We start from the raw sequence: 25,924 nt of genomic DNA, 5'->3' as shown, positions 1-25,924 counted from the left end.
GCCATCGTCGAAACCTCCAGAATCAACAATGGCAGCTACAGAATCACACGCGATTCCAGCCCTTCAAGCCCCTTTCGCAGGCCACCTTCCCGCTTGACACCCACAAGACGCAAATGTGTGCGCACGCTAGCCCACAAGGGGAGAAGGAAGAGGCGCTGCTACATCCCTTGCATCGCGTCGCAGGAGACGTTCGGGTTCATGTCGGCGAAGGCGCCGGTCGGGTTCTGCTTCCAGGCCCAGACATGCAGCTCGTAGAACGGGCCGAGGCCGTAGCGGTTGGGCGCCGTGTTGAAGTTGAACAGATGACCCTCGAGCGAAGCCGGGCCCTTCGCGGTGATGTATTCGACCGCGATCAGCTTCAGCGTGCCGTCGGCCATCGGCTCGTACATCACGGCTTCCGGCTTGGCGACGTCGACGGCGTCGTCCTTCAGATAGGCGGCGTTGACGTAGTGGATGCCCATCGCGCCGCCGGTGAGGCCGCTGGCGCAAGGGATCGGCGCGTAGCCTTCGGCCTTGGCAACCGCGACGTCCTCGAAGCGGCTGTCCAGCGCCCGCACCTTTTCGGCGAGCGGGTTGACGGTTTCGGCCGTGGCCGCGCCCGCTATCAGCATCATGAGCGGGGCAGAGGCGCCGATAAGGCACCTGGTCCAATTGTGAATGGTCATTTCCTGTCTCCAATGCGGTTGAGGCGCGCAAACGGCGGGCCGGCCCGCCGAGGCCAACTCCGGGCGCCGGCGACGCTTGTCGTCAAAAAGGATGGACGCTGATCCCGACGAGGCGGGATCAGCGGTGAAGCCACCAATATTCCCAGTATTCGCGCGGCATCTCGCGCTCTTCGAGGCCGATGTCGCGTTTCAGAAAGTCGTCCTGGGGCGGCTGCAGGCGGCGCCGGTTTCGCAATGACGAAAACAGCGCCGCCACGGCCCGCCGTGTGAAGCCGCGCCGGGGCGGCAAGACCTCCGCCGCGGCGGATGAACTCTTGCCGTCCGGGACTGCATCAGGTCCGCCGGCGGCGGGAACGATCTGATGGGCATGTTCAGTGCCGTCAGCGATAAAAGTAGGGGTCGAGGACCCGCACCTCCGTGATCTTGTCGACGGGAAGCGCGTTCTTCTGCGCGGTGCTGCGGATCGCCTCCGGCGAGGGAGCATCGTAAATGCAGAAGCTCTTCGACTTGTCCGGCGAGACGAAGGATTGCACCCAGGTCACGCCTTTCTCGGCGTTGCGGGCAATGACGCCGCCCATCGCGGTTGCGCCGGCATCGTTCATCGGCACGTTCAGGCCTTCCGGGAAGGTGCGTTCAACAAGGTAGCGAGGCACGATCGTTTTTCCTTTCGTTGATGAATCGCGCTCGGTTCAAGCGCGTCCCGGCAGAAATCACCTTCGCGAAAGGCGCGCATCGGAACCTTTCCCCATATTTGGCGGGACGATTCCCTATCTTTGCAGCGTTCTATGTGGAAGTATGCACTTCAATGTGTGGAAGGTCACATTTCCGCTCGTTCGTACCGACTATCCAGCGGCATCCGCCGCGCCGACAATCCCATTCGCGAGAGTGACGATGCTTCTGGAAAGGCAGACGCAACTGAAGCAACTGGACGCGGCGCTGGCCGGCGCCGGGCACGGGCACGGCCGCGTCGTGGCGCTGTCCGGCGAAGCCGGCGCCGGCAAGACGACACTGGTCGAGGCCTTCATGGAGCGGATGACGGACGGTGTGACGCTGTTGCGCGGCGCCTGCGAGGACCTCTCGATCCCCGATCCGCTCGGCGCGCTCTACGATCTCGCGCGCGAGGCGGGATGGGAGTTGCCGCAGGCGATCGACGCCCGCGAGGGGCAAAGGTTGCCGCTTTTCTCCGACGCGCTCGAGGTCTTCGAGACGAGAGGCCCAAGCGTCCTGGTCATCGAGGATCTGCATTGGGCGGATGACGCGACGCTCGACTTCGTCCGTTTCCTCGGCCGGCGCATCGCAAGCACCCATATCCTGCTCGTGATCACCGCGCGGACCGACCGCAGCGAGGGCCAGATGCGGGTTCGGCGGGCGCTCGGCGAGATTCCGGCAAGCAACATCCATCGTATCGAGGTCCCCTTGCTCAGCGAGACGGCCGTCCTGTCGCTCGCCGAGGCCGCCGGTCGCGACGGTAGCGCCATCTACCGCGCCACGGCGGGCAATGCCTTCTTCGTGACGGAGTTGCTGGCCGGCGAGAAAGACAGCCTGCTGCCGGTCAGCGTGCGCGACGCGGTGCTCGCGCGCGCCGAGCAGCTCTCGCCCGGCGCCCGCTCGATGCTCGACGCGGTTTCGGTGTTCCCCCGCCGCGCCGATGCCTGGGCGCTGAGCGGCCTTTGCGGAATCGCCGCCGCCGGCCAGCTTGCCGAATGCGTCGCCAACGGCCTGCTCGAGGATTTCGGCGACGGCTATGCCTTCCGGCACGAGATCGCCCGCACGGCGATCGAGATGGCGCTGACGCCCAGCAAACGGCGCGAGTACAACGAGCGCGCCCTGGCAGCCTTGCGGGAAAATCCGCAAGTCGCCACCGCAAGGCTGGTGCATCATGCGGTGGAAGCCCAAAGCCTGGACGTGGTGCGCGAGCTCGCGCCAGTCGCCGCGCGCGAGGCTTCCCGCGTCGGCGCGCATCGCGATGCGGCGGGCTACTACGAGGTCGCCCTGCGCTACGCGGATATCCTGCCGATCGAGAAGCGGGCGGAGCTTTATGAAGGCCATGCCTTCGAGTGCCACCTGATCGGCCGCATCGACGCGGCGATGGAAGCGCAGGGCCGGGCGCGCCAGCTGCGCCAGGCGCTCGGCGACCGGCTCAAGGAAGGCGACAGCCTCAGGTGCCTGTCGCGCTTTGCCTATCTGCTCGGCGATCGCGAGGCGGCGGACCGTTTCGGCGAGCAGGCCGTAGAGCTTCTGGAAACCGCGCCCGACAGCGCCGAGCTGGCGATGGCCTACTCGAACCTCTCGCAACTGGCGATGCTCGCCGAGCGGCTCGAGGACACGCTTTCGCTCGGCGGCAAGGCGGTCGAGCTGGCGGAGCGGCTCAACCGGACGGACATCCTCTGTCATGCGCTGAACAATGTCGGCGCCGCCGGACAATGGCTGGACTTCGCCAAGGGACGGCGCGATCTCGCCCGCAGCCTCGGGATTGCCCTGTCGGGCAACTTCCAGGAGCATGCGGCGCGCGCCTTCACCAACTGCGCCTGCGTCGAGATGAACAGGTTGAACTTCAAGGAAGCGGCGTCGTTCCTGGATAGCGGCATCGGCTACTGCGTCGAGAACGATCTCGCGACATGGCGCGATTACATGCGCGGCGTGCAGGCGCAGCTTTTGCTTCGCCGCGGGTTTTGGGACGACGCGGCGACGGTCGCGCACGAGGTTGTCGACGACGACGCAACGACGCCGCTCGTGCGCTATCCGTCGCTGGTGGCGCTGGCAAGGTTGCGCATCCGCCGCGGCGACCCGTCGGCCGAGGCGATCGTCGAAGAGATGAGGCGGTTCCTGGACAAGGGCATGGAGCTGCAGCGGCTCGTGGCGTTTGCCGGGGTGCTGGCCGAATTGGCCTGGCTCGGGCAAGCCGACAGGCAGGAAGCCCTGCGCCTGATCGCGGTTGCCGAAAGCCTCGCGCCGACGCCGGCCGTGTTCGGCGAACTTGCCATCTGGCGGGAGCTGTTGTCGCCGGGATCCGAACCCGGCGACACGGACGGCATGGCCGAGCCGCACCGCCTGCAACTGACCGGCGACTGGCGCGCCGCCGCAGCGCTATGGACCGAAATGGGGGCGCCTTTCGAACAGGCAATGGCCCTGCTGCTCGGCGACGAAGCGGCGCAGCGCGAGGCGCTCGCCATTTTCGAGGACCTTGGCGCAAGGGCGGTCGCGCAGTATGCCCGCGGCCTAATGCGGGAAAGCGGCGTCAGCCATATCGCGAGAGGACCGCGGCAGGCGACGCGCGCCAACCAGGCCGGCCTCACGCAGCGCCAGATGGAGGTCCTGGAGCTTGTCGAGCGAGGCTTTTCCAACAAGAAGATCGCCGCGCATCTGACCATTTCGCCCAAGACGGTCGATCACCACGTCTCGGCGGTGCTGGAGAAGCTGGAAGTCATCTCGCGCGGCGAAGCGGCGGCGGCGGCGCGCATGTCGGGGCTGTTATGACGGTTGGTGCGTTCCCTGACACAAGGATTTTGAAAAGTTGCCGTTTGTCCTGGTGCAAGATTCTCCGTTCATTTTCGTGAAATCAGCACAAGCGCCGGAGATTGGTTGAAGCCGCCCCAACCTCGTCATTCTATGGCGGAGCAAGGAGCGAAGCGACGCGGCGCAGACCCTGGAATCCATGCCGTGACTTGGAAGCGTTGCTGCGCAGAATTCTGCTCCGCAGCGCCTTCGATCAAGGTAACGGCATGGATTCCAGGGTCTTCGCGACGGAGCTTCGCTCCTGCTCCGCCCTAGAATGACGATCGCGATGGGCGTTTCGGCCAATCTCCAAGGCATGCCGCCTGCCGACGCAGACAGAGCCGATCGGTCAAAATCCCTGTGCTGGGGAATTAGTTGCTAGGGAAGCCTAACTCGGCGTTCCACCGGGATCGCAGAACGCCGGCGCTGCCCCTCATCCGGCCCTGCGGGCACCGCCGGCCCTTCGCTATCGCTCCGGGCGTTCGTCGTTCGAAAAGCCAAACAATTGGCTTTTCGTCCGCTGCGCGGACCACGCCTCACCCCCGTTGAACGGGGAGAAGGGAAAAGGGGTCAGGCGAAGGTGCCGTGGCAGTGCTTGTACTTCTTGCCGGAGCCGCAGGGGCAGAGCTCGTTGCGGCCGACCTTGCCCCATGTGGAGGGGTTCTTCGGGTCGCGGTTTTCCGGCGCCACGACGGCGTTGGTGTCCTGACGCATGAGAAGCGCGGTCTCGCCGCCCTGGAAATCGTCTTCGCCGGTGGTGCCGTCGATGTGGCTGCCGAACATGTCGGGCGCTTCCGGCGGCGGGGCGTCCGCCGCCTGGCGGACCAGTTCGACGCGCATCAGCTGCGCGGTGACGGCCTGGCGAAGGTTGCCGAGCATGCCCTGGAACAGCTCGAAGGCCTCGCTCTTGTATTCCTGCAGCGGGTCGCGCTGGGCGTAGCCGCGGAAGCCGACCACCGAACGCAGGTGGTCGAGATTGACGATGTGCTCGCGCCACAGATGGTCGAGCGTCTGCAGCACCACCGAACGTTCGACATAGTTCATCACGTCGGGGCCGAAGCGATCGGCGCGCTCCTTGGCGGCGGCGTCGGCCGCGGCTGTGATGCGCTCGCGGATATCGTCCTCGGCGATGCCCTCTTCCTTGACCCATTCCTCGATCGGCAGGTCGAGATTGAGATACTGCGCCGCTTCCTCCTTGAGGCCGGCGACGTTCCACTGCTCGGCATAGGCGTTTTCGGGGATGTTCTTGGCGACGATCTCCTCGATGACGCCTTCGCGCATCTCGGCGATCGTCTCCGACAGGCCTTCGCCGTCCATCAGCTCGATGCGCTGCTCGAACACCACCTTGCGCTGGTCGTTGGCGACGTCGTCATACTTGAGGAGGTTCTTGCGGATATCGAAGTTGCGCGCCTCGACCTTCTTCTGCGCCTTTTCGAGCGCCTTGTTGATCCAGGGATGGATGATCGCCTCATCCTCCTTGAGGCCGAGCTTCTGCAGCATGCCGTCCATGCGCTCGGAGCCGAAGATGCGCATCAGATCGTCCTGCAGCGACAGGAAGAATTTCGAGCGGCCGGGATCGCCCTGGCGGCCGGAGCGGCCACGCAGCTGGTTGTCGATGCGGCGCGATTCGTGGCGTTCGGTGGCCAGAACATAGAGGCCGCCGGCGGCCAGCGCCTTTTCCTTCAGGCGCTCGACGTCGGCCTGGATTTCCTTTTCCCGGGCCTCGCGCTCGGGGCCCTCGGGCATGTCGCCCAGTTCCTCGGCGATGCGCATCTCGGCATTGCCGCCGAGCTTGATGTCGGTACCGCGGCCGGCCATGTTGGTGGCGATGGTGATGGCGCCGGGCTTGCCGGCCTGGGCGACGATGGCCGCCTCGCGCTCGTGGTGGCGGGCGTTCAGGACTTCGAAATCCTTGAAACCCTCCTTGCGCAGGCGCTCGGCCAGTTGCTCGGATTTTTCAATGGAGGTTGTGCCGACCAGCGTCGGCTGGCCTTTGGCGCTGGCTTCGCGGATTTCCTTGACGATCGCCTTGTACTTCTCCTCGACCGTCCGGTAGACCTCATCGTCCTCATCCTTGCGGATGACCGGCAGGTTGGTCGGGATCTCGGTGACTTCGAGGCCGTAGATGTTGCCGAATTCCTCGGCCTCGGTCAACGCCGTGCCGGTCATGCCGGACAGCTTCTTGTAGAGGCGGAAATAGTTCTGGAAGGTGACGGAGGCGAGCGTCTGGTTCTCCGGCTGGATCGCCACGTGCTCCTTGGCTTCAAGCGCCTGGTGCAGGCCTTCCGAATAGCGGCGGCCCGGCATCATGCGGCCGGTGAACTCGTCGATGATGACGATCTCGCCGTTGCGCACGATGTAGTCCTTGTCGCGCTGGAACAGGCGGTGCGCCTTCAGCGCGTTGTTGACGTGATGGACGATGGCGACGTTCTCGACGTCGTAGAGCGACTCGCCCTTCAACAGGCCGGCGTCGCGCAGCATGTTCTCCAGCTTCTCGGTGCCCTCCTCGGTGAAGATCGAGGTCTTCTGCTTCTCGTCGATCTCGTAGTCGGCCGGGCTGAGCTTGAGCATGAAGGTGTCGATGGTGTTGTACATTTCCGAGCGGTCCTCGAGCGGACCGGAAATGATCAGCGGCGTGCGCGCTTCATCGACCAGGATGGAATCGACCTCGTCGACGATGGCGTAGGCATGGCCGCGCTGCACCATCTGGGCGCGCTCATACTTCATGTTGTCGCGCAGATAGTCGAAACCGAGTTCGTTGTTGGTGGCGTAGGTGACGTCGGAGGCGTAGGCCTCGCGGCGCTCGTCGTCGGAGAGACCGTGGACGATGACGCCGACGGTCAGGCCGAGGAATTTATAGACGCGACCCATCCACTCGGCGTCGCGGGTGGCCAGATAATCGTTGACGGTGACGACATGGACGCCTTGGCCTGCAAGTGCATTGAGATAGACCGGCAGAGTGGCGACCAGCGTCTTGCCCTCGCCGGTGCGCATCTCGGCGATGCCGCCATTGTGAAGCACCATGCCGCCGATCAATTGTACGTCAAAGGGACGCATGCCAAGCACGCGGCGGGCCGCTTCGCGCACCGTGGCGAAGGCGGGAACCAGCAGATCGTCGAGCGCAGCGCCGTTGGCGAGATCCTGGCGGAATTTTTCCGTGCGCCCCGCAAGCTCGGCATCGGAAAGCGCCCGCATCTCGTTTTCCATGGCGTTGATGGCTTCGACCCTTGGCCGGGTCGACTTGACACGGCGGTCGTTGGAAGAACCGAAAACCTTACGGGCGAGACCGCCGAGACTGACCATCCAATGGTCCTTTCGATAGCAATTTTAGCCGCTTGCGACAGACGCCTGGCGGGCCCATCAAATCCGCGTGAATGCGGACAAACGCAAAAAGCGCCCGGAAAACGGTTCTGGACGCCAAGTCGTTGGACAGATAAGAGGGGGCTCAATCGATGTCAACGCCGCGTTAGCCCTAAGGGCAGCGCCAAATTCCGCCACAATCCGACTGATCACCCTTGCGCTTACGCGATCCTCATTGGCAATCCCCTTGGAGTTTATCTTGATGTCCCTGTCGTTCCGCCGCGCCTCGCTCGCCAGCCTCGGTCTGGCCCTCGGGCTCTCGGCTCTTTGCCTGTCGCCGCTGATGGCGCAGGAGACCAAGCCCGCCCAGGACGCCACGGCACCCGCGGCCGCTCCGGCGGCGCCGGTCGATCCCAATGCCGTGGTCGCCACCGTCAATGGCGAGAAGCTGACCGAGGCCGACCTTCAGCTCGCCGAAGGCGAACTGTCGCAACAGTTCGCGCAGATGCCGCCGGAACAGCGCCGCGCGGCTGCCCTCTCGGCCGCGATCGAAATCCGCGTCATGGCCAAGAAGGCGGTCGACAGCGGCCTCGACAAGGACGCCGACTTCCTGCGCCGCATGGCTTTCCTGCAGGCACGCGCCCTGCATGGCGAGGTGGTCGAGAAGGAAGTGGTCGACAAGGTGACGGACGCCGAAGTGCGCGCCCGCTACGACCAGGAGATCGCCAACACGCCGCCGGTCAACGAAATCCACGCTCGTCACATCCTCGTGAAGACGAAGGAAGAAGCCGAGGCGATCATCAAGCAGCTCGACGGCGGCGCCGATTTCCAGAAGCTCGCCAACGAACACACCAGCGATCCGAGCGGCAAGACCAGCGGCGGCGACCTCGGCTGGTTCGGCCCGGGGCAGATGGTGCCGGAATTCGACAAGGCGGCCTTCGCGCTCGACGTCGGCAAATATTCGAAGGAGCCGGTGCAGTCGCAGTTCGGCTGGCACGTCATCAAGGTCGAGGACAAGCGCGCCAAGCAGCCGCCGGCCTTCGACGACGTTAAGGACCAGGCCAAGCAGGCGGTGATCCGCGACAAGTATTTCGCCATGGTCAAGGAGCTGCGCGCGGCCGCCAAGGTCGAGATCCCGGACGAGAAGCTCAAGAAGGACGTCGACACGATGGAAGCCGGCAAGTAATCCGCTGCCGACTGGAAACCTTGCAAAGGGCGCCTTCGGGCGCCCTTTCGCATTCGGTCGCTAAAGCATGTCGCCCAGAAGTGTGCGGCGGTTCTGGGACAACGACATGCATCAAAACAAAGACTTAAAGCGCGTCGCCTGAATCCGATACGGCGCGACGCGCTTTAGAGCGTTTCACCGTTTCACGGAAACGGCGAACCCCGCTATCTCCTTGTTTTGACGCAATTCCGGACGGAAGGCTACGGCGAGGCGCCGAGCCCAACCGCTTCACACTTTTCCTGGAATTGCTCTGATTCCCCGCGTGATGTAGCGCACGGCGGCGCGGATCGCCGCGTCGTCCTCGTCGAGCCGTCCGGCCAGCAGGTGCCGCCAGGCGAAGGAAGCGATCAGGTCGGCGACGATCCCGGCATCGACATCGGCCGCCACCTCGCCACGCGCCTTGGCGCGCTCGATCATCCGACCGGTATGGCCGCGGCGCCCTTTTGAATATTCGGCGAGCGCGGCCGCGGCCGTCTCGTCCGACTGCGCCTCGGCGATCAGCGAGCGGAAGATGTTGCCCGACGGGGTGTCGCGCCAATGCGCGAACAGATTCTCGAGGAAGCCGGCCAGATCGTCCTCGATGTTTCCGGTGTCGGGCGTCTCGACGCGCTTCTGGCGCTGGTAGACCTCGATCAGCAGCGCCGCCTTGCTCGGCCACCAGCGATAGATGGTCGGCTTTCCCGCCCGCGCCCGCCGGGCGACAGCCTCGATCGAGAAACCGGCATAGCCCGCCTCGCGCAACACCGCCTCGGCGGCCTTGACGATGGCATCGGCGCTCTCGGGGTTGCGTTTCGCGCCGATCGACTTGCGCCCGCGAGCGGCGGCTTCGTCCATCGAGGTCTTCCTTAGCCGGTGAATCTGGTGCCGATCATATTGACTTCGGCGATGAAGCGAAACGACGCGTTTCCAATTGCAAAGCCGCCGGCCAGGCCGGGAGGGCGCGGCCAGAACGCCCCTTGCGCCGACGCGCGCTATCGGGCAAACCGGCCTTCTTTTCGTGTTCTTGCCGCTCCGGGGTTCCGATGTCCGCTACGATTTCGCCGCTCGCACCGAAGAAATATCCGAAGATGCCGGTCATCGAGGGTGTGCGCATCGCGACCGCCGAAGCCGGCATCAAATACAAGAACAGAACCGACCTGCTCGCCATGGTCTTCGATCCGGGCACGGCTGTCGCCGGCGTGTTCACCCGGTCGAAATGCCCGTCGGCGCCGGTCGACTTCTGCCGTCAGAACCTGCCTGCCGGCAAGGCGCGGGTCCTGGTGGTCAATTCCGGCAACGCCAACGCCTTCACCGGCAAGAAGGGCAAGGCTTCGACCGCGCTGACCGGCGAGGCGGCGGCCAAGGCCGCCGGATGCTCGGAAGCGGAAGTCTTCCTGGCCTCGACCGGCGTCATCGGCGAGCCGCTCGACACCACCAAATTCAGCCATCTGCTCGCCGGCCTGGTCAAGGACGGCAAGCCGGATCTGTGGACCGAGGCGGCCAAGGCGATCATGACCACGGACACCTATCCGAAGGTGGCGACGGCGACGGTCAAGCTCGGCGACGCCGACGTCACCATCAACGGCATCGCCAAGGGCGCCGGCATGATCGCGCCCGACATGGCGACGATGCTTTCCTTCATCGCCACCGACGCGCCGATCGCCGCCCCCGTGCTGCAGGATCTGCTTTCGCGCGGCACGGCCAAGACCTTCAATGCGGTGACCGTCGACAGCGACACCTCGACCAGCGACACGCTGCTCATCTTCGCCACCGGTAAGGCCGCCGCGCGTGGCGCGCCGGCGATCAGCGATCCCAAGGATGCGCGGCTCGGCGCGTTCCGTCGGGCGCTCGGCAAGGTGCTGAAGTCGCTGGCGCTGCAGGTGGTGCGCGACGGCGAGGGCGCGCGCAAGCAGGTCGAGGTCACGGTGACCGGCGCCAAATCGGCACGTTCGGCCAAGCGGGTCGCGCTTTCGATCGCCAATTCGCCGCTGGTGAAGACGGCGGTTGCGGGCGAGGACGCCAATTGGGGCCGCGTCGTCATGGCCGTCGGCAAGGCTGGCGAGCCGGCCGACCGCGACCGGCTGTCGATCTGGTTCGGCGACAATCGGCTCGCGCATGAGGGCGAGCGCGATCCAGACTATTCGGAGGAAGCGACCTCGGCCTATATGAAGCGCGACGACATCCGCATCCGCGCCGATCTCGGCATCGGTCGCGGCAAGGCGACGGTGTGGACCTGCGACCTCACCAAGGAATATGTCGCCATCAACGGCGATTACCGGAGCTGATGGCGCCGGTGTCCGGGCATCCGGCAAGCGTGCTGGCGGTCGTGCGCCGCTACGAGGCGGCGGGCTTTCGTGCCTGGCCGGCGGCCGCGGTCCATTATGACGGGACCTGGGTGGTGCGGCTCACGGCCGGACACCCCGCCAAGCGCCTGAACTCCGTCAATCCACTCGATCCGGGCGACACGCACGCCATCGAGGAGCGCATCGGCCGCGCCGCAAGGCGGTTCGATGCCTATGGCCGGCCGCTGACCTTTCGCATGTCGCCGCTGTCGGGACAGGTTCTGTCCACGCATCTCGACAAGGCCGGCTGGAACAGGTTCGACGAATCCCTGGTGATGCGGCTGCCGCTGAAAGAGGTCGAGCTCGGCGCGGCCATGGACCAGATTCCGCTCAAGGACATCAGCCGCTTCATCGGCGCGTCGCTGAGGACGAGCGGCTCGGACGCCTCGTTGCGGCCCGGCCTGTCGGAGGTCATCGGCGCCATCCAGCCGGAAGCCGGGCTGTTCGCGCTCGAGGACGGCAACGAGCCGCTGGCGACGCTGATCTGCGTCCATGACGGCGATCTCGCGGGCCTGTTCGAGGTCGCCACCGAAAAGTCGGCGCGCAAGAAGGGCCATGGCCGCAATCTTATCCTGTCGGCGCTGAAATGGGCGCGGCTGCGCGGCGCGCGCGAGGCCTGGCTACAGGTCGAGGCCGGCAATCTACCGGCGCTCTCGCTCTACCGGTCGCTCGGCTTCGAGGAAGTCTATCGCTACCACTATCGACGGCCGCCGGGCGCGTGAGCGAGGTCAAGCCAACCGGAAAGCGCCTGCTGCTGGTCGCTGCCTGCGCGCTGGTCGACACCGACCGGCGCGTGCTGCTGGCGCAGCGCCCGGAAGGAAAGCAGCTTGCCGGTCTGTGGGAGTTTCCGGGCGGCAAGGTCGAGCCGGGCGAAACGCCGGAGCAATGCCTGGTTCGCGAACTCAATGAGGAGCTCGGCATCGAGACGGAGATTCCGTGCCTGGCGCCGCTCACCTTTGCCAGCCATTCCTATGACGATTTCCATCTCCTGATGCCGCTTTATGTCTGCCGCCGCTTCCGCGGGATCGCGCAGCCGAGGGAAGGGCAGGGGCTCAAATGGGTCAGGCCCCGGCAGATGCGCGACTATCCGATGCCGCCGGCCGACGCGCCGCTGATCCAGTTCCTCATCGACCTTTTGTAGTTTCACGGTCGCCTTAGCGGCAGTTCATCGTTTCTCGGGCGCGGTGACATTTCACGCTTTTTCCGGAGCTGCTTTAGCCAGCGTTAATGGAAGATTTATCTCGACGTGAAAAATTGCGCGAGGCCGTTTCGCGCGGCGATATCGTCGATGACTGGGAAACACGGCATGAGCCTTGAAAGAGACTGGGACTCGATCCGGCCCGACCGAGGCTTCCGCGCGGTGGACGCCGGCATGGGCATCCTGCGGATCACGCTTCTCTTCGGCTCGGCCGCAGTGGCGCTGGCGCTGATCGCGACGCCTTTCCTGGACAGCCAGACCCGGCCGCAGAGCGCCCGTGACGGCTTCTCCAACGGGCTCGACATGACGGCGACCGGATCGATCGGCCATCGCCCCAATACATATACTGTGCGCCGAAGCGTGCTGCAGCCTTTGCCCAGTTCAATCTGCGTCATCCGCAATGACGGCAGCCGCAGTGGCGAGTGCTGACTTGGTTAATGATTTGGCGGCAGGGCGGCGTTTCACTCGCTGTTAAGCTTTTACCGTTAACCTTTCTTAACGGGTAGGACATTAGAGTTCCCGCATAAGGGATCGATGACCATGAAAAACCTGCTGCAACAATTCATTGAAGATGAAACAGGCGCCACGGCCGTTGAATATGGCCTGATCGTCGTGGTGTTGTCGCTCGTCATTGTCGGCGGGGTCAGCCAAGCCTCCAGTGCGCTCCAGTGGTTGTTCAGCGACAACAACAGCAGATTGGTCCAGGCCTTTTCCCACTGACGTGGGCCAACCGCCATCGCAGCTGAGGCAGTCAAGGCCTGGGCGGGTTCTCCAGGACGGATTTCAACGAGACCTTGGCTGATCCGGGCTTGAGCGGCTTTTGCTGTGAGGGGTCCGGTGCCCAGCCGGACATCCAGACGATCGAAAAACTTGCCCGGATACGGCCATCCGGATCCGAGAATCGCTCGGCATAGATTTCGGCGGCGCGGGCAAACAGTCGTCTGCCGGCCGGCCGCCGGCTGCGATCGAGGAGAGCGCTGGTTTCGCCCATGGCGCGCAGATCGGCGGCAAGATCGAACAGCGTATCGTAGCGCACCGCGACCGTTTCCACATCGGCGACAGGCAAAGCCAGGCCGGCGCGCTGCAACAGCGCGCCCGCGTCGCGCACGTCGGTGAAAGGAAGGATGCGCGGGCTCGCGCCGCCAAAAAGCTCCGTCTCGGCCGCAAGCAGGCTCTCGCGCAACTCCGTGAGCGTGCCTGCGCCAGCGAAAGCGCCGAGGAACAGCCCGTCCGGTCTCAACGCCCGGCGGATTTGCGCCAGCACGCCGGGAATGTCGTTCATCGCGTGCAGCGAGAGCAGGGAAACGACGAGATCGAGGCTGCCTTCCTCGAACGGCACGGTCTCCGGCGGCGCCACCAGGCCGGGGCCGCCGGCCAGAAGCGCTTCGTCCATCTCGACGCGCACGATCTCGCCGACCTTGCCGCTGCAGGCAAGCACGTCCGCCGCCGCCGACGTCTGGCAGAACAGCGCGGCGGCCTTGCCGAAGCGGCGGTCGACGGCGCCCAGCCGGTCGGCAAGGTCTTCCGCGGCGCGCCGCATCAGGAAATCGGCGCCTTCGACGGGGCGGGCGAGAGCCCTGCGCTTGCGCGCGAGCCAGAGCTCGGTGTCGATCAAGGGCTGCAATGAAAAGCTTCCTGTTGTCCGCGCGTGCCGCAGTGGTGTTAAGGTGGCGCGAGGTTCCTTTCACGTGGCCGATCCGGTGCACAAGATCAAGACCACAGCGGTCCAGGACATGACGCGGCAGGCGCTGGCCTGGCCGGCGCGCCTGTTGTTTCCGCCGGTTTGCGCCGGCTGCCGTCGCCATGTGTCGCAGCCTGGCGTGCTGTGCGGCGCCTGCTGGCCCAAGCTGAGACTGCTGGAGAAGCCCTGGTGCCCGGTGATGGGCACGCCCTTCACCCACGACATGGGCGAGGGGTTTTTGTCCGCCGAGGCGATCGCCGATCCTGCGCCCTTCGAGCGGGCGCGGGCGGCCGTCGTCTATTCAGGCGTCGCGCGGCAGATGGTGCAGGGGCTGAAATATCAGGATCGAACCGACCTCGCGCCCTGGATGGCGAACTGGATGATGCGCGCCGGCGCGGAGCTGATCGCGGAGGCCGACCTGGTCGTGCCGGTGCCGTTGCACTGGCGGCGCTTCTTCCGGCGCCAGTTCAACCAGTCGGCGGAGCTTGGACGGGCCGTTGCAAAGCTCGGCGGGCTGCCCTTCTCGCCATCTGCGATCCGGCGCGTGAAGCTGACGCGCCAGCAGGTCGGCCTCGAACGGCACGAGCGCGAGGAGAACGTGCGCGCCGCATTCCGCGTGCCGCCGGACGCTGAGATCGAGATAGCGGGGCGCCGGGTGCTGGTGGTCGACGATGTCTACACCACCGGCGCGACGGTGCGGGCGGTCGCCAAGGCGCTGAAGAGGAGCGGCGCCGGAGCCGTCGACATCCTCACCTTCGCGCGCGTCCTGCCCGGGGACTTTCGGCCCGATGAGTCCGCGACTATATAGGTTTGAGTTTGTTGTTTGCCGCATGTCGCTTTCGTACCTGATTGGACGGCATGCATGAGGACTGCCGGCCAATGGCTGATGTGACGATCTACACCCGTATGATGTGCGGCTACTGCAGCGCCGCCAAGCGGTTGCTCGACCGCAAGGGGGTGCCCTATACCGAGCACGACGCCTCGTTCTCGCCGGAATTGCGCCAGGAAATGATTTCCAAGGCGCATGGGCGAGCCACCTTTCCGCAGATTTTCATCGGCGACACGCATGTCGGCGGCTGCGACGACCTCCACGATCTGGAGTCGCAGGGCCGGCTGGACTCGCTGCTCGCCAACGGGAGATGACCATGGGTAATTTCAAGGCCGCCGCCGTGCAGATGCGTTCGGGCACCAGTCCGGAACGCAATGCCGCCGACATGGAGATCCTGGTTCGCCAGGCCGCCGGCCAGGGTGCCACTTATGTCCAGACGCCGGAAATGACCGGAGCGCTGGTGCGCGACAAGGAAGCCGGTGCGGCCGCTTTCACCACCGAGGACAAGGACATCGTCGTCGCCACCGCGCGCAGGTTGGCGAAGGAGCTTGGCATCTACCTGCATATCGGCTCGACGGCGATTCGCCGCGCCGACGGCAAGCTCGCCAACCGCGCGTTCCTGTTTTCGCCCGACGGCGCCGCGATTGCCGGCTATGACAAGATCCATATGTTCGACGTCGATCTCGACAATGGCGAGAGCTGGCGCGAATCCGCGGCCTACGAGCCGGGGACGGAAGCTACCGTGACCGATATCAACGGGACGAAGCTTGGCTTTGCCGTGTGCTACGACCTGCGCTTCCCGCAGCTGTTCCGCGCCGAGGCGATGGCCGGGGCCGAAGTGCTGACGGTGCCTGCCGCCTTCACGCGCCAGACCGGCGAGGCCCACTGGCATGTGCTGCTGCGCGCCCGCGCCATCGAGAACGGCGCCTATGTCGTCGCCGCAGCGCAAGGCGGCCTGCATGAGGACGGGCGCGAGACCTATGGCCATTCGCTGATCGTCGATCCATGGGGGCGCATCATCGCCGAGGCATCGCATAACGAGCCCGGCGTGATCGTCGCCGAGATCGATCCGGCCCAGTCGTTGGCCGCGCGCCGCAAGATTCCCAATCTGAAGAACGCGCGGGATTTCACCGTCAGTGCCGGGACAAGCGAAGCGCCGCGTCTCAGGGGTGCCGCTTCTTGATCCGTTTTTCACTGATCTGCGAACACGAGCACGAATTCGAAGCGTGGTTCCGCAGCAATGATGATTTCGACACCCAGAAGAAGCGCGGCTTCGTCGATTGCCCGAGCTGCGGCTCGCACAAGGTCGAGAAAGCGCTGATGGCGCCCGCCGTCTCCACGTCGCGCAAACAGGAGAAGGTCGCCTTGGCCATGGGCGAGGCGCAGAAGCAGGCGCTGGCGCAGCTGAAGGCTCTGGCAGAGAAGGTGCGCGAGAATGCCGACTATGTCGGCGACAAATTCGCCGAGGAAGCGCGCAAGATCCATTTCGGCGAGACCGATCCGCGCGGCATCTACGGCGAAGCGACGCCCGAAGAAGCGCAGAGCCTCGCCGAGGACGGCGTCGAATTCATGCCGATCCCGAGCTTTCCGGACGACCGGAATTAGGACGGCGACCTCAAGCTTCCGATCAGTTTTTTCAGCAGTTTCGCCAACATTTCCCGGTCCTCGTGCGTCAGGCCGGCGAGGATCTCATGCTCGTTGGCGACGTGGGCGGTGAGCGCCTCGTCGGTGAGCTCACGGCCTTTCGCGGTGAGCTCGACGACGACGCCACGCCGGTCGCTGGGGTGCGGCGCGCGCCGTGTCAGGCCGGCCTTCTCCAGGCGGTCGAGGCGAGCGGTCATGGCGCCCGACGTCACCATCGTCGCCTCGTAGAGCTCGGTCGGCGTCAGCGCGTAGGGCGCGCCGGACCGGCGCAGCGTCGCCAGCACGTCGAATTCGCCGGACTGCAGCCCAAAGCGGGCAAAGACCGGCGCCAGCCGGTCGCGCGCGATCAGCGACGAGGCCTCGTTGAGCCGCCCGATGACGCCCATCGGCGACACATCCAGGTCCGGCCGCTCACGTCGCCACTGCTCCATGGCCCTGCCCGCTCGATCCATATCGCTCACCGTGAAGTATCTTGACGTAAAGAATCTTTGCGCTATCTTATCGCAATGAGAACCGGCCGCCAAGCGGTCTCGCGGAGACAGGACAGCCCGATGAAACTTATCTGGGATTCGGCGATCGGCCTTCTGGTGGTGACGGGCGGGCTGCTCGGCATGACGTTGCCGTTCGGCAAGCTCGCTACCGCCGCCGGCGTGCCGGCCATGGTCTGGGCCTTCGTTATTTCGCTGGGCGCCGGCGGTGTGCTGCTGCTGGCGCTTCTCTTGCGCGGCGAACGCATCCGGCTGACGCCGCGCAAGCTGCGTTATTTCTTCGTCACCGCGGCGATTTCCTATGCCATTCCCAATCTTTTGATGTTCTCGGCCATCCCGCATCTCGGCGCCGGTTACACCGGCATCATGTTCACGCTGTCGCCGGTGATCACGCTGGTGTTCTCGATCCTGCTCGGCGTCAGGCGTCCCAATCTGCTCGGTGTCATCGGCATCGTCGTCGGCTTCGTCGGCGCGGCGATGGTCGCGCTGACGCGCGGCGAGGCCGGCCAGCCAGCCGACTATTTCTGGGTTGCCATAGGATTGCTCATTCCGGTCAGCCTCGCCGCCGGCAACATCTATCGCACCGTCGACTGGCCGGAAGGCACCGGCCCGATCGAGCTTGCCGTCGGCAGCCATCTGGCCTCGGCCACGCTGCTTCTCGTCGGCATCCTCGGCCTTCTGGGCACGCATGCCTTCGCCCCGCTCGGCGCCGTGCCGCTGGTGGTGGTCGGCCAGGTTGCGTCGGCCTCGGCGATGTTCGCCTTCTTCTTCCGTCTGCAGGCGGTCGGCGGCCCGGTCTATCTCAGCCAGATCGGCTATGTGGCGGCGGCCGTCGGCCTGTTCGCGGGCACGATCTTCCTCGGCGAGCACTACCAGCTTCTGACCTGGCTGGGCGCCGTCATCATCACCGCCGGCGTTTTCATCACGACCAAGGCGCAAAGCCAGGCCGGCGCGCCGACGCCGGTCCGGATCGAGCCGGCATCGTCCACGAGCTAATCCGCTTTGCCGGAGGATTCCGGCTGCGGATGGCGGCGGCGATGGGTGGCGGCGGCGCGCGCCGCCTGCTCATAGATGCCCGTCATCAACTCCAACGTGCGCGCGACGTCCTCGAGCTTCTCGGCCATCTCGGGAATGCGCTTCACCGCCTCGATGAGCAGGACCGAACGGATATCGGCATAGCGCTCCGTCACCCGATGACCGAGCGGCGTCACCTCATAGGTCACGCCCGCCCTGCCGCTGCCGGTGCGCGTGATCAGCCCGCCCTTCAACAGCTTGCGCAGGCTGTACTGGATGTTGGGAATGTCGTCGCGATTGGTCATCTGGGCGAGATCGCGGACGCTTTTGGGCCGATCGTTCATCCTGATGACGTGGAGCAGCGCGTTTTCGGGCCCGCTGGCCGAAAACTCTATCACCGTGGCGAGACATTCCGCCTGCCAGCGGCCGAACGCCTCATATGACCGCATCAGCGCGTATTCGACCTCGGTGACGTCGATCTCCAGCGGCGTGCGCGCCAGATGCCAGCCGCGGTCGAGCAGTTCTTCCTGTGTTTCCAAAGATTTGCGACGCTCGTTCATCCGCCTGTCCCTCCGCGCCAAGGATGCGCCGATCCATGCGATTGCGTCTACATGAATTTATGATAGACTTTCTATTATAAATTATAACGAAAAACGGAGGAGAACATCGTCATGAGCATGCTCGACAAGTCCGCGACCGGCACGCAGCCCTTCTTTCTCGGCACATTCGCGTCCAACTGCTCCGGCGGCATGACCGTCACAAAGGTCGACGAGCGCTGGGACAATTCCTGGGACAACAATGTCAAGCTCGCCCGGCTTCTCGACGAAGCCGGCATCGACTTCATGCTGCCGATCGCCCGCTGGATCGGTTACGGCGGTGAAACCAATTTTCATGGCAACGTGCTTGAGACGATCACCTGGGCGGCTGGGCTGCTGGCGCTCACCCGCAATCTCACAGTCTTTGCCACCACCCACACGGCGGCCAATCATCCGGTGGTCGTGGCCAAGCAACTGGCGACCATCGACCAGATCAGCCGCGGTCGCATCGGCCTCAACATCGTCGCCGGCTGGAACAAGCCGGAATACGAGGCGCTTGGGCTGACGCTGCCCGACGACCACATCACACGCTATGGCTATGCGCAGGAATGGTTCGACATCGTGCGCGCCCTGTGGAGCCGCACGGAAGCCTTCGACTGGGACGGCACCTGGTTCAAGCTCAAGAACGTGCTCGGCGATCCGCGTCCGTCCTCGCCGCCGCCGATCCTCAACGCGGCCGGCTCGGAGGAAGGGCGCAAATTCGCTGTCCGCAACGCCGATTTCCTGTTCACGCCGGCCATCGACCTCTCGCGCTCGAAGGACGAGATCGCGGCGCTGAAGGAGCAAGGTAAAGTGGCGGGCAGCGACGTCGATGTGCTGACTTTCGCGCATGTCGTGTGCCGGCCCACGGAAAAGGAAGCAAAAGACTATCTCGAGCATTTCGGCCGCGCCAACGCGGATTGGGCAGCCGTGGACAATCTGGTGCGGCTGCAATTTGCCCATGCGCAATCCTTCCCGCACGATCTTCTGGCGCTCATCCGCGACCGCATGGCGGCGGGCCATGGCGGTTTCCCGCTGACCGGCACGCCCGAGCAGGTGGCAGACGGCATCACCCAGCTGCACGAGGCCGGCTTCCGCGGCTCGACCTTGTCTTTCGTCGATTATGTCGAGGAATTCCCCTATTTCCGCGACACGGTCCTGCCTATCCTTGAACAGAGGGGCATCCGCATCGCGCCGGCCGCGATGCAGTCGGCGGCTTAGCGAGGAGATGGCAATGCCCAACGCAGAAGGTCCGGTCAGCGTCGCGGATTTCCGCGCCGCCATGCGGCTCATCGTCGGCAATGTCAGCGTCATCACCGCCGGCGTCGGCGACGACCGTACCGGTCTCGTCGTCATTTCCGTGGTGTCGCTGTCGGCGGAGCCGCCGAAGGTGATCGCCTGCGTCAACCGCTCCTCGTCGACCTGGCCCATCATCGAACGCTACCGGCATTTCGGCGTCAACTCGCTCGGGCCACAGCACCAGCGGGTCGCCGAGCGGTTCTCGGGTTTCGGCGGAATCAAGGGCAAGGACCGCTACGAGGGCGCCGAATGGACGACGCTGAAGACGGGCGCAGCGCTGCTTGCCGAGGCGGTCGCCGCCTTCGACTGCAGCCTGGACGAGATGATCGACCGCGGCACGCACTCGATTGTCATCGGCTCGGTCGAGGCGGTCAGGACGCAGGATACCGGTCAGGCGCTGATCTACTGGCGGGGCGGTTATCGGCCCTTGGAAGCCTGACCGGCTGTCGAGATCAGACGGAAGCTTTCTCGGCCAGCACCATATAGTTGACGTCCATGTCCCTGGACTTCTGCCAGCGGTCGGCCAGCGGATGATAGATGACGCCGGTGCGGTCGATCACCGTGAGGCCGGCGGCGCCCAGCGCTTTTGCCAGCTCCTCCGGCCGCACCAGCTTGCCGAACTGGTGGGTGCCGCGCGGCAGCCAGCGCAGCACATATTCGGCGCCTATGATGGCGAGGCCGAGTGCCTTCAGCGTGCGATTGATGGTGGCGACGAACATGATGCCGCCGGGGCGGACCATCTGGCCGCATTTGGCGACGAACAGGTCGACGTCGGCGACATGCTCGACCACTTCCATGTTGAGGATGACGTCGAAGGTTTCGCCGGCGTCGGCCAGCGCCTCGGCCGTCGTGGCGCGATAGTCGACGCTGACGCCGGCCTCCGCCGCGTGCAGCTTTGCCACTTCAATGTTGGTCGCGGAAGCGTCGGCGCCGACCACTTCGGCGCCAAGCCTGGCCATCGGCTCGCACAAAAGCCCGCCGCCGCAGCCGATGTCGAGGAAGCGCAGGCCTTCGAACGGCCGCGCGGCGCGCGGATCGCGGCCGAAACGCGCCGCCACCTGGTCGCGGATATAAGCAAGCCGCACCGGATTGAACTTATGCAGCGGACGGAACTTGCCGTTCGGGTTCCACCATTCGGCGGCAAGGGCGGAGAAGCGTTCGACTTCTCCGGCATCGATGGTCGATCGGCGGGGCTCTGGCATAGCGGGTCTCCAGCGCATGCCCCGAAAACCGGAATCGATTTTCGGAAAGGATCACGCGTAAAGTCAAAGTGCGACAGCGTCCCTTACGCCTCCCAAAGGACGCGCGGCGCTGTAGGCGTTAGGAAGTCGGGTCCTTGGCGCCAAAAGTCAAGGCAGGGTTTTCGGTTGTTGCCACGCGCCCACACTGTCAGCACGTGGCAGCTTGGTCGGACCAACGCTGAAACGGAATCACGACTTCGCACGGATGGGACGCCATAGACTGTTCGAAAGGAGCTCGATCATGCAGCCCTCGATCCTCTGGCGCCGTCTCGACCTCGAAGGCCACGATGCCTGCCTGCTTTGCGCGACCGAGATCGGTTGGCGGCTCAACGGTCACGCGCTGTTCCTCCATGACGGCCGGCCCTGCAGCCTGGCCTATTCGGCGGAGTGCGATGCCGACTGGCGCACATGTTCCGCAGGCGTCGAGGGCTTTCTCGGCACGCAAACCTTGCGCTATGAGGTCGAACGGCTGGCCGATGGCCGATGGATACTGAATGGTGCGGAGCAGGCGGAGGTTGCCGGGCTTGTCGATATCGATTTAGGCTTCACGCCGGCGACGAACCTCTTGGCGATCCGCCGCTTCGACCTTGCCGTCGGCGAGGCGACGCCTGCCCCGGCGGCCTATCTGGCCTTTCCGGAGTTGAGGCTTGAACGACTGGACCAGAATTACCGTCGCCTCGACGACGGCCGCTACGCCTATGCCGCGCCGAAATTCGGCTACGACCAGGTGCTGGAGGCCTCGCCGGTCGGCTTCATTGTCGACTATCCAGGCCTTTGGAAAGCCGTTGTGCTGAATTGAGCCGCATCGGGCGTCGACCGTCGCGTTAAGGCATAGACAGCGCAACCTCGGCATGCATCATGTTGACGCTGGCCGGGTCGATCGCCTGCACCGCTTCGCTGCCGCCAATCTCGGCCATGATGCGGTCCGCCGCGGCCTTTGCCTGTTCCAGGCTCTGCCAGCGCACGACGTCGACCCACACCCCATCCTCGCGCCTGCCGAGCTGTCGGCTTAGAAAGTCAGGCTGCCGGGCAAGCCAATCCGTCATGAGCCCATTGTTGGCGACAAAGCCGGCTTCGGTGCCGGGCTTGAGGCGAAAGGTGACGATTTCCAGCGTTTCGGTCATCAGAATCTCCAAAGCCCCGGTTTCGGCAGCCTTATGGCATGACGGGCGACGGGTATCCGTCAGGATGAGCGGCGCCGGGGCGGCTATAAGCGCGCTCGCTTGCGAAGCCTTGCTGTTTTGGCTAAGGAGGCCGCGCATTTCCGCGCCGGGTCGCCCTGGCGTTTCCTCCGGTGCCGGCCTTGAGCCGGCTTCAGTCAAAGGCATTTCGCTTCCATGGCGCGTATCGTGATGAAATTCGGCGGAACCTCGGTCGCCGACATCGCCCGCATCCGCAATGTGGCGCGCCATGTCAAACGCGAGGTCGATGCCGGCCACGACGTTGCCGTGGTGGTCTCGGCCATGGCCGGCAAGACCAACGAGCTGGTCGGCTGGACCCGCGAAGCCTCGCCCATGCACGATGCGCGCGAATATGACGCCGTCGTCGCTTCGGGCGAGCAGGTCACGGCCGGTCTTCTGGCGATCACGCTGCAGAATATGGGCATCCATGCACGATCCTGGCAGGGCTGGCAGATCCCGATCAAGACCGACAGCGCCCATGGCGCGGCACGCATCCTCGACATCGACGGCGCCTTCCTGATCAAGCGCTTCGGCGAGGGCCAGGTGGCGGTCATCGCCGGTTTCCAGGGCATCGGGCCGGACAACCGCATCGCCACGCTCGGCCGCGGCGGCTCCGACACGAGCGCCGTGGCGATCGCGGCGGCGGTCAAGGCCGACCGCTGCGACATCTATACCGACGTCGACGGCGTCTACACGACCGACCCTCGCATCGAGCCGAAAGCCCGGCGTCTGGCCAAGATTTCCTTCGAGGAAATGCTCGAAATGGCCTCGCTCGGCGCCAAGGTGCTGCAGGTGCGCTCGGTCGAGCTTGCCATGGTACACAGGGTGCGTACCTTCGTGCGGTCGTCCTTCGACGATCCCGATGCGCCCGGAATGGGGGATTTGCTCAATCCGCCCGGAACGCTCATTTGCGACGAGGAAGAGATCGTGGAACAGCAGGTCGTCACCGGAATTGCCTACGCCAAGGACGAAGCGCAGATTTCGCTGCGCCGCGTCGGCGACCGTCCAGGCGTCGCCGCCGGCATCTTCGGCCCGCTGGCCGAGGCCAACATCAATGTCGACATGATCGTCCAGAACATCTCCGAGGACGGCAAGTTCACCGACATGACCTTCACCGTGCCATCCGGCGACGTCGACAAGGCGCTTGCGGTTCTGGAGAAGCTCAAGCCGGAAGTCGGCTACGATGTCGTGCAGTCGGAAGCCGGCATGTCGAAGGTCTCGGTCATCGGCATCGGCATGAGGAGCCACGCCGGCGTTGCCGCCACTGCCTTCAAGGCGCTGGCCGACAAGGCGATCAACATCCGCGCCATCACCACTTCCGAGATCAAAATCTCAATACTGATCGATGGTCCCTACACGGAACTCGCGGTTCGCACTTTGCATTCCGTCTACGGTCTGGATAAGCAATAGCAGGAACTGAGTCAGTTGTTGCGTGAGCGCCGGCCGCGGGAGAAACTGCGGCGGGCGAAATGCCCATTGGAGAACAAGCCGCGATGCGTGATACGGCCAGTGGCCCGCGCGTTCTGCTCAAACGGCTTCGCGAGCTCATGCAGGAGCCGCTGGAGCCGCAGGAGCGGCTCGACCGCATCGTGCGCGACATCGCCTCCAACATGGTCGCCGAAGTCTGCTCGCTCTATGTGCTGCGCGCCGACTCGGTTCTCGAACTCTACGCCACCGAGGGTCTGAACCCGAACGCCGTCCACCTGGCGCAGCTCAGGCTCGGGCAGGGCCTTGTCGGCACGATCGCCGCCAGCGCGCGGCCGCTCAACCTCTCCAACGCGCAGGAACATCCGGCCTTCGCCTACCTGCCGGAGACGGGCGAGGAGATCTATAATTCCTTCCTCGGCGTGCCGGTGCTGAGGGCAGGGCGCACGCTGGGCGTGCTGGTGGTGCAGAACAAGACCATGCGCCACTATCGCGACGACGAGGTCGAAGCGCTTGAAACGACGGCGATGGTGATCGCCGAGATGATCGCCACCGGCGATCTCGCCCGCCTGACCAAGCCGGGGCTGGAGCTCGACCTGCGCCGCCCGGCGAGCTTCACCGGCGTCTCCTTCAACGACGGCGTCGGTCTCGGCCATGTCGTGCTGCACGAGCCGCGCATCGTCGTCACCAACCTGTTCAACGAGGACAGCGAGGAGGAAGTGCGCCGGCTGCAGTCCTCGCTCGGCTCGCTCCGGCTCTCCATCGACGACATGCTGGAGCGGCGCGAGGTCGCCTTCGAGGGCGAGCACCGCGAGGTCCTCGAGGCTTACCGCATGTTCGCCAATGACAGCGGCTGGGTGCGTCGTCTGGAAGAGGCGATCCGCAACGGCCTGACGGCGGAAGCGGCGGTCGAAAAGGTCCAGAGCGACATGCGCGCGCGCATGCTGCACATGACCGACCCCTATCTGCGCGAGCGGATGAGCGATTTCGACGACCTCGCCAACCGGCTCTTGCGCCAGCTGATGGGGCGCGGGCCGGAGGATGTCGCGGCCGCGTTGCCCAAGGACGCCATCATCGTCGCCCGCTCGATGGGCGCGGCCGAGCTGCTCGACTATCCGCGCGACAAGCTGCGCGGCCTTGTGCTGGAGGACGGCGCCGCCACCAGCCATGTCGTCATCGTCGCGCGCGCCATGGGCATTCCGGTCGCCGGACAGGTGAAAGGCGCCGTTTCCATGTCGGAAAACGGCGATGCCATCATCGTCGACGGCGAGGAAGGCACCATCCATCTCAGGCCGCAATCCGACCTGGAAGCCGCCTATGCCGAAAAGGTCCGGTTCCGGGCCCGGCGGCAGGAAGTCTATCGCGAGCTGCGCAAGAAGCCGTCGCTGACCAGGGACGGGGTTCCGGTCGATCTCCTGATGAATGCGGGCCTTGCCGTCGACCTGCCGCAGCTGACCGAGTCGGGCGCCGCCGGCATCGGCCTGTTCCGCACCGAGCTGCAGTTCATGGTCGCCTCGACCTTCCCGCGCGCCGAGGCGCAGGAGCGGCTTTACCGCGACGTGCTCGACGCCGCGCGCGGCAAGCCGGTCACTTTCCGTACCATCGATATCGGCGGCGACAAGGTGCTGCCTTACTTCAAAGGAGCGATCCAGGAAGAGAACCCGGCGCTGGGCTGGCGGGCGATCCGGCTGACGCTCGATCGCCCCGGGCTGCTCAGGACGCAGATCCGGGCGATGCTGAAAGCCAGCGGCGGCCGCGAGCTGAAGCTGATGCTGCCGATGGTCACCGAGCTGTCGGAAATCGCGCAGGCGCGCGAGATCATCGACCGCGAGGTTCGGCATTTGTCGCGCTTCGCGCACCACCTGCCTACCAGCCTCAAGCTCGGCGCGATGCTGGAAGTGCCCTCGCTCTTGTTCCAGCTCGACGAATTGATGAAGGCGGTTGATTTCGTCTCGGTCGGCTCCAACGACCTCTTCCAGTTCGTCATGGCCGTCGATCGCGGCAACACCCAGCTGGCCGACCGTTTCGACAATCTGTCGACGCCTTTCCTCAGGGTGCTGAAGACGATCGCCGATGCCGGCACGCGCAACCATACGCCGGTGACGCTGTGCGGCGAGCTGGCCGGAAAACCCATATCTGCCATGGCGCTGATCGGTCTCGGCTTCCGCTCGATCTCGATGTCGCCGGCGTCGATCGGTCCGGTCAAGGCAATGCTGACCGAACTGCCGCTGCAGGAACTGAAGGCCTTTTTCGACGACAATCTGATGGTGCCCAGCCAGAAAGTGCCGATGCGAGCCTTGCTGCAGGCGTTTGCCGACGACCGTTCGATTCCGCTATAGCGTC

At 65.1% G+C, this 25,924-nt stretch carries 27 protein-coding genes; 17 read left to right on the top strand and 10 right to left on the bottom strand.

From position 1 onward, the window contains the following. Positions 1 to 158 precede the first annotated feature (158 nt). The 3 genes from AC0YKC_RS31205 to AC0YKC_RS31195 form a co-directional block, all read right to left on the bottom strand. Complete coding sequence (locus AC0YKC_RS31205) at positions 159 to 614, bottom strand: hypothetical protein (RefSeq protein ID WP_488513826.1); 456 nt, start codon at positions 612 to 614, stop codon at positions 159 to 161. Between the two features lie 169 nt (positions 615 to 783). Then, the gene (locus tag AC0YKC_RS31200) at positions 784 to 954 is read right to left on the bottom strand and encodes a hypothetical protein (RefSeq protein ID WP_488513825.1); all 171 of its coding nucleotides are present in this window, start codon (positions 952 to 954) and stop codon (positions 784 to 786) included. A 91-nt stretch (positions 955 to 1,045) separates the two neighbouring features. Beyond that, entirely contained in the window at positions 1,046 to 1,318 is a 273-nt protein-coding gene (locus tag AC0YKC_RS31195; RefSeq protein ID WP_112131409.1) for a DUF4242 domain-containing protein, read from the bottom strand. A 238-nt stretch (positions 1,319 to 1,556) separates the two neighbouring features. Here AC0YKC_RS31195 and AC0YKC_RS31190 point away from each other — a divergent pair, with 238 nt between their 5' ends. Then, complete coding sequence (locus tag AC0YKC_RS31190; RefSeq protein WP_488513824.1) at positions 1,557 to 4,142, top strand: ATP-binding protein; 2,586 nt, start codon at positions 1,557 to 1,559, stop codon at positions 4,140 to 4,142. 588 nt (positions 4,143 to 4,730) lie between these two features. On the opposite strand, the gene secA is transcribed toward AC0YKC_RS31190, so the two are convergent. Continuing rightward, positions 4,731 to 7,463 (bottom strand): preprotein translocase subunit SecA, encoded by a 2,733-nt coding sequence (secA, locus tag AC0YKC_RS31185; protein ID WP_488513823.1) that lies wholly within the window; start codon positions 7,461 to 7,463, stop codon positions 4,731 to 4,733. Between the two features lie 259 nt (positions 7,464 to 7,722). Between secA and AC0YKC_RS31180 the strand changes: the two genes are divergently transcribed. Then, positions 7,723 to 8,646 (top strand): peptidylprolyl isomerase, encoded by a 924-nt coding sequence (locus AC0YKC_RS31180; RefSeq protein ID WP_320296735.1) that lies wholly within the window; start codon positions 7,723 to 7,725, stop codon positions 8,644 to 8,646. Between the two features lie 267 nt (positions 8,647 to 8,913). On the opposite strand, the gene AC0YKC_RS31175 is transcribed toward AC0YKC_RS31180, so the two are convergent. After that, a complete protein-coding gene (locus AC0YKC_RS31175; protein WP_320296736.1) occupies positions 8,914 to 9,519 on the bottom strand; it encodes a TetR/AcrR family transcriptional regulator in 606 nt (201 codons plus the stop codon). A gap of 188 nt (positions 9,520 to 9,707) precedes the next feature. Here AC0YKC_RS31175 and argJ point away from each other — a divergent pair, with 188 nt between their 5' ends. From argJ to AC0YKC_RS31150, 5 genes are all read left to right on the top strand, one after another. Continuing rightward, positions 9,708 to 10,949: a bifunctional glutamate N-acetyltransferase/amino-acid acetyltransferase ArgJ gene (argJ, locus tag AC0YKC_RS31170; protein WP_488513822.1), complete on the top strand. Its 1,242-nt coding sequence runs from the start codon at positions 9,708 to 9,710 to the stop codon at positions 10,947 to 10,949. Continuing rightward, on the top strand, positions 10,949 to 11,728 hold the full coding sequence (locus tag AC0YKC_RS31165) for a GNAT family N-acetyltransferase (protein ID WP_320296738.1): 780 nt from the start codon (positions 10,949 to 10,951) through the stop codon (positions 11,726 to 11,728). The genes argJ and AC0YKC_RS31165 overlap by 1 nt, the downstream gene beginning before the upstream one ends. Further along, positions 11,725 to 12,147: a (deoxy)nucleoside triphosphate pyrophosphohydrolase gene (locus tag AC0YKC_RS31160; protein ID WP_320296739.1), complete on the top strand. Its 423-nt coding sequence runs from the start codon at positions 11,725 to 11,727 to the stop codon at positions 12,145 to 12,147. The genes AC0YKC_RS31165 and AC0YKC_RS31160 overlap by 4 nt, the downstream gene beginning before the upstream one ends. Positions 12,148 to 12,312: 165 nt before the next feature. Beyond that, positions 12,313 to 12,633 (top strand): hypothetical protein, encoded by a 321-nt coding sequence (locus AC0YKC_RS31155; protein WP_488513821.1) that lies wholly within the window; start codon positions 12,313 to 12,315, stop codon positions 12,631 to 12,633. A gap of 111 nt (positions 12,634 to 12,744) precedes the next feature. Beyond that, positions 12,745 to 12,924: a Flp family type IVb pilin gene (locus AC0YKC_RS31150; RefSeq protein WP_320296741.1), complete on the top strand. Its 180-nt coding sequence runs from the start codon at positions 12,745 to 12,747 to the stop codon at positions 12,922 to 12,924. 31 nt (positions 12,925 to 12,955) lie between these two features. Here AC0YKC_RS31150 and AC0YKC_RS31145 read toward each other — a convergent pair whose 3' ends face one another. Next, the gene (locus AC0YKC_RS31145) at positions 12,956 to 13,828 is read right to left on the bottom strand and encodes a methyltransferase domain-containing protein (RefSeq protein ID WP_488513820.1); all 873 of its coding nucleotides are present in this window, start codon (positions 13,826 to 13,828) and stop codon (positions 12,956 to 12,958) included. 64 nt (positions 13,829 to 13,892) lie between these two features. On the opposite strand from AC0YKC_RS31145, the gene AC0YKC_RS31140 reads away from it, so the two are divergent. The 4 genes from AC0YKC_RS31140 to AC0YKC_RS31125 all read left to right on the top strand — a co-directional run bounded on the left by AC0YKC_RS31140 (position 13,893) and on the right by AC0YKC_RS31125 (position 16,319). After that, a complete protein-coding gene (locus AC0YKC_RS31140; RefSeq protein WP_488513819.1) occupies positions 13,893 to 14,693 on the top strand; it encodes a ComF family protein in 801 nt (266 codons plus the stop codon). 71 nt (positions 14,694 to 14,764) lie between these two features. Continuing rightward, positions 14,765 to 15,028 carry a glutaredoxin 3 gene (grxC, locus tag AC0YKC_RS31135; protein ID WP_488513818.1) on the top strand — a complete coding sequence of 88 codons (264 nt, stop codon included), beginning with the start codon at positions 14,765 to 14,767 and terminating at the stop codon, positions 15,026 to 15,028. Between the two features lie 2 nt (positions 15,029 to 15,030). After that, positions 15,031 to 15,897 carry a carbon-nitrogen hydrolase family protein gene (locus tag AC0YKC_RS31130; RefSeq protein ID WP_488513817.1) on the top strand — a complete coding sequence of 289 codons (867 nt, stop codon included), beginning with the start codon at positions 15,031 to 15,033 and terminating at the stop codon, positions 15,895 to 15,897. Next, positions 15,894 to 16,319 (top strand): DUF1178 family protein, encoded by a 426-nt coding sequence (locus AC0YKC_RS31125; protein ID WP_320296746.1) that lies wholly within the window; start codon positions 15,894 to 15,896, stop codon positions 16,317 to 16,319. Before AC0YKC_RS31130 ends, AC0YKC_RS31125 begins: the two co-directional genes overlap by 4 nt. Here the strand turns inward: AC0YKC_RS31125 and AC0YKC_RS31120 are convergent. Beyond that, entirely contained in the window at positions 16,316 to 16,810 is a 495-nt protein-coding gene (locus tag AC0YKC_RS31120) for a MarR family winged helix-turn-helix transcriptional regulator (protein WP_434725572.1), read from the bottom strand. The two genes, AC0YKC_RS31125 and AC0YKC_RS31120, sit on opposite strands and share 4 nt — an antisense overlap. 99 nt (positions 16,811 to 16,909) lie before the next feature. On the opposite strand from AC0YKC_RS31120, the gene AC0YKC_RS31115 reads away from it, so the two are divergent. Beyond that, positions 16,910 to 17,842 carry a DMT family transporter gene (locus AC0YKC_RS31115; protein ID WP_488513816.1) on the top strand — a complete coding sequence of 311 codons (933 nt, stop codon included), beginning with the start codon at positions 16,910 to 16,912 and terminating at the stop codon, positions 17,840 to 17,842. Here AC0YKC_RS31115 and AC0YKC_RS31110 read toward each other — a convergent pair. Then, entirely contained in the window at positions 17,839 to 18,420 is a 582-nt protein-coding gene (locus AC0YKC_RS31110; protein ID WP_488513815.1) for a winged helix DNA-binding protein, read from the bottom strand. The genes AC0YKC_RS31115 and AC0YKC_RS31110 overlap by 4 nt on opposite strands. Before the next feature lie 111 nt (positions 18,421 to 18,531). Here AC0YKC_RS31110 and AC0YKC_RS31105 point away from each other — a divergent pair, with 111 nt between their 5' ends. Both AC0YKC_RS31105 and AC0YKC_RS31100 read left to right on the top strand, forming a co-directional pair. Further along, positions 18,532 to 19,656 carry an LLM class flavin-dependent oxidoreductase gene (locus tag AC0YKC_RS31105; protein ID WP_434724152.1) on the top strand — a complete coding sequence of 375 codons (1,125 nt, stop codon included), beginning with the start codon at positions 18,532 to 18,534 and terminating at the stop codon, positions 19,654 to 19,656. A gap of 13 nt (positions 19,657 to 19,669) precedes the next feature. Then, positions 19,670 to 20,173: a flavin reductase family protein gene (locus AC0YKC_RS31100; RefSeq protein WP_434724151.1), complete on the top strand. Its 504-nt coding sequence runs from the start codon at positions 19,670 to 19,672 to the stop codon at positions 20,171 to 20,173. Positions 20,174 to 20,186: 13 nt separating this feature from the next. Here the strand turns inward: AC0YKC_RS31100 and ubiG are convergent, their stop codons facing one another. After that, on the bottom strand, positions 20,187 to 20,936 hold the full coding sequence (gene ubiG, locus AC0YKC_RS31095) for a bifunctional 2-polyprenyl-6-hydroxyphenol methylase/3-demethylubiquinol 3-O-methyltransferase UbiG (protein WP_224588629.1): 750 nt from the start codon (positions 20,934 to 20,936) through the stop codon (positions 20,187 to 20,189). 280 nt (positions 20,937 to 21,216) lie between these two features. Here ubiG and AC0YKC_RS31090 point away from each other — a divergent pair, with 280 nt between their 5' ends. Continuing rightward, the gene (locus AC0YKC_RS31090; RefSeq protein WP_488513814.1) at positions 21,217 to 21,774 is read left to right on the top strand and encodes a putative glycolipid-binding domain-containing protein; all 558 of its coding nucleotides are present in this window, start codon (positions 21,217 to 21,219) and stop codon (positions 21,772 to 21,774) included. A 25-nt stretch (positions 21,775 to 21,799) separates the two neighbouring features. Here AC0YKC_RS31090 and AC0YKC_RS31085 read toward each other — a convergent pair whose 3' ends face one another. Continuing rightward, a complete protein-coding gene (locus AC0YKC_RS31085) occupies positions 21,800 to 22,099 on the bottom strand; it encodes an antibiotic biosynthesis monooxygenase family protein (RefSeq protein WP_488513813.1) in 300 nt (99 codons plus the stop codon). A gap of 213 nt (positions 22,100 to 22,312) precedes the next feature. Between AC0YKC_RS31085 and AC0YKC_RS31080 the strand changes: the two genes are divergently transcribed. Continuing rightward, entirely contained in the window at positions 22,313 to 23,566 is a 1,254-nt protein-coding gene (locus tag AC0YKC_RS31080; RefSeq protein ID WP_320296754.1) for an aspartate kinase, read from the top strand. A gap of 83 nt (positions 23,567 to 23,649) precedes the next feature. Further along, the gene (ptsP, locus tag AC0YKC_RS31075; RefSeq protein WP_320296755.1) at positions 23,650 to 25,920 is read left to right on the top strand and encodes a phosphoenolpyruvate--protein phosphotransferase; all 2,271 of its coding nucleotides are present in this window, start codon (positions 23,650 to 23,652) and stop codon (positions 25,918 to 25,920) included. The last annotated feature ends 4 nt before the right edge of the window (positions 25,921 to 25,924 follow it).

Source organism: Mesorhizobium sp. CNPSo 4661 (assembly GCF_057784215.1).
This window is presented reverse-complemented; position numbering and strand designations above follow the sequence as displayed.

Coding starts and splice junctions, on each gene's coding strand:
- AC0YKC_RS31150 (WP_320296741.1), top strand. CDS start 12,745: ATGAAAAACCTGCTGCAACAATTCATTGAAGATGAAACAGGCGCCACG.
- AC0YKC_RS31120 (WP_434725572.1), bottom strand. CDS start 16,810: ATGGATCGAGCGGGCAGGGCCATGGAGCAGTGGCGACGTGAGCGGCCG.
- AC0YKC_RS31100 (WP_434724151.1), top strand. CDS start 19,670: ATGCCCAACGCAGAAGGTCCGGTCAGCGTCGCGGATTTCCGCGCCGCC.
- AC0YKC_RS31155 (WP_488513821.1), top strand. CDS start 12,313: ATGAGCCTTGAAAGAGACTGGGACTCGATCCGGCCCGACCGAGGCTTC.
- AC0YKC_RS31190 (WP_488513824.1), top strand. CDS start 1,557: ATGCTTCTGGAAAGGCAGACGCAACTGAAGCAACTGGACGCGGCGCTG.
- grxC (WP_488513818.1), top strand. CDS start 14,765: ATGGCTGATGTGACGATCTACACCCGTATGATGTGCGGCTACTGCAGC.
- AC0YKC_RS31085 (WP_488513813.1), bottom strand. CDS start 22,099: ATGACCGAAACGCTGGAAATCGTCACCTTTCGCCTCAAGCCCGGCACC.
- AC0YKC_RS31165 (WP_320296738.1), top strand. CDS start 10,949: ATGGCGCCGGTGTCCGGGCATCCGGCAAGCGTGCTGGCGGTCGTGCGC.
- ptsP (WP_320296755.1), top strand. CDS start 23,650: ATGCGTGATACGGCCAGTGGCCCGCGCGTTCTGCTCAAACGGCTTCGC.
- AC0YKC_RS31105 (WP_434724152.1), top strand. CDS start 18,532: ATGAGCATGCTCGACAAGTCCGCGACCGGCACGCAGCCCTTCTTTCTC.
- AC0YKC_RS31205 (WP_488513826.1), bottom strand. CDS start 614: ATGATGCTGATAGCGGGCGCGGCCACGGCCGAAACCGTCAACCCGCTC.
- AC0YKC_RS31080 (WP_320296754.1), top strand. CDS start 22,313: ATGGCGCGTATCGTGATGAAATTCGGCGGAACCTCGGTCGCCGACATC.
- AC0YKC_RS31115 (WP_488513816.1), top strand. CDS start 16,910: ATGAAACTTATCTGGGATTCGGCGATCGGCCTTCTGGTGGTGACGGGC.
- AC0YKC_RS31110 (WP_488513815.1), bottom strand. CDS start 18,420: ATGAACGAGCGTCGCAAATCTTTGGAAACACAGGAAGAACTGCTCGAC.
- AC0YKC_RS31130 (WP_488513817.1), top strand. CDS start 15,031: ATGGGTAATTTCAAGGCCGCCGCCGTGCAGATGCGTTCGGGCACCAGT.
- secA (WP_488513823.1), bottom strand. CDS start 7,463: ATGGTCAGTCTCGGCGGTCTCGCCCGTAAGGTTTTCGGTTCTTCCAAC.
- AC0YKC_RS31090 (WP_488513814.1), top strand. CDS start 21,217: ATGCAGCCCTCGATCCTCTGGCGCCGTCTCGACCTCGAAGGCCACGAT.
- AC0YKC_RS31180 (WP_320296735.1), top strand. CDS start 7,723: ATGTCCCTGTCGTTCCGCCGCGCCTCGCTCGCCAGCCTCGGTCTGGCC.
- argJ (WP_488513822.1), top strand. CDS start 9,708: ATGTCCGCTACGATTTCGCCGCTCGCACCGAAGAAATATCCGAAGATG.
- ubiG (WP_224588629.1), bottom strand. CDS start 20,936: ATGCCAGAGCCCCGCCGATCGACCATCGATGCCGGAGAAGTCGAACGC.
- AC0YKC_RS31175 (WP_320296736.1), bottom strand. CDS start 9,519: ATGGACGAAGCCGCCGCTCGCGGGCGCAAGTCGATCGGCGCGAAACGC.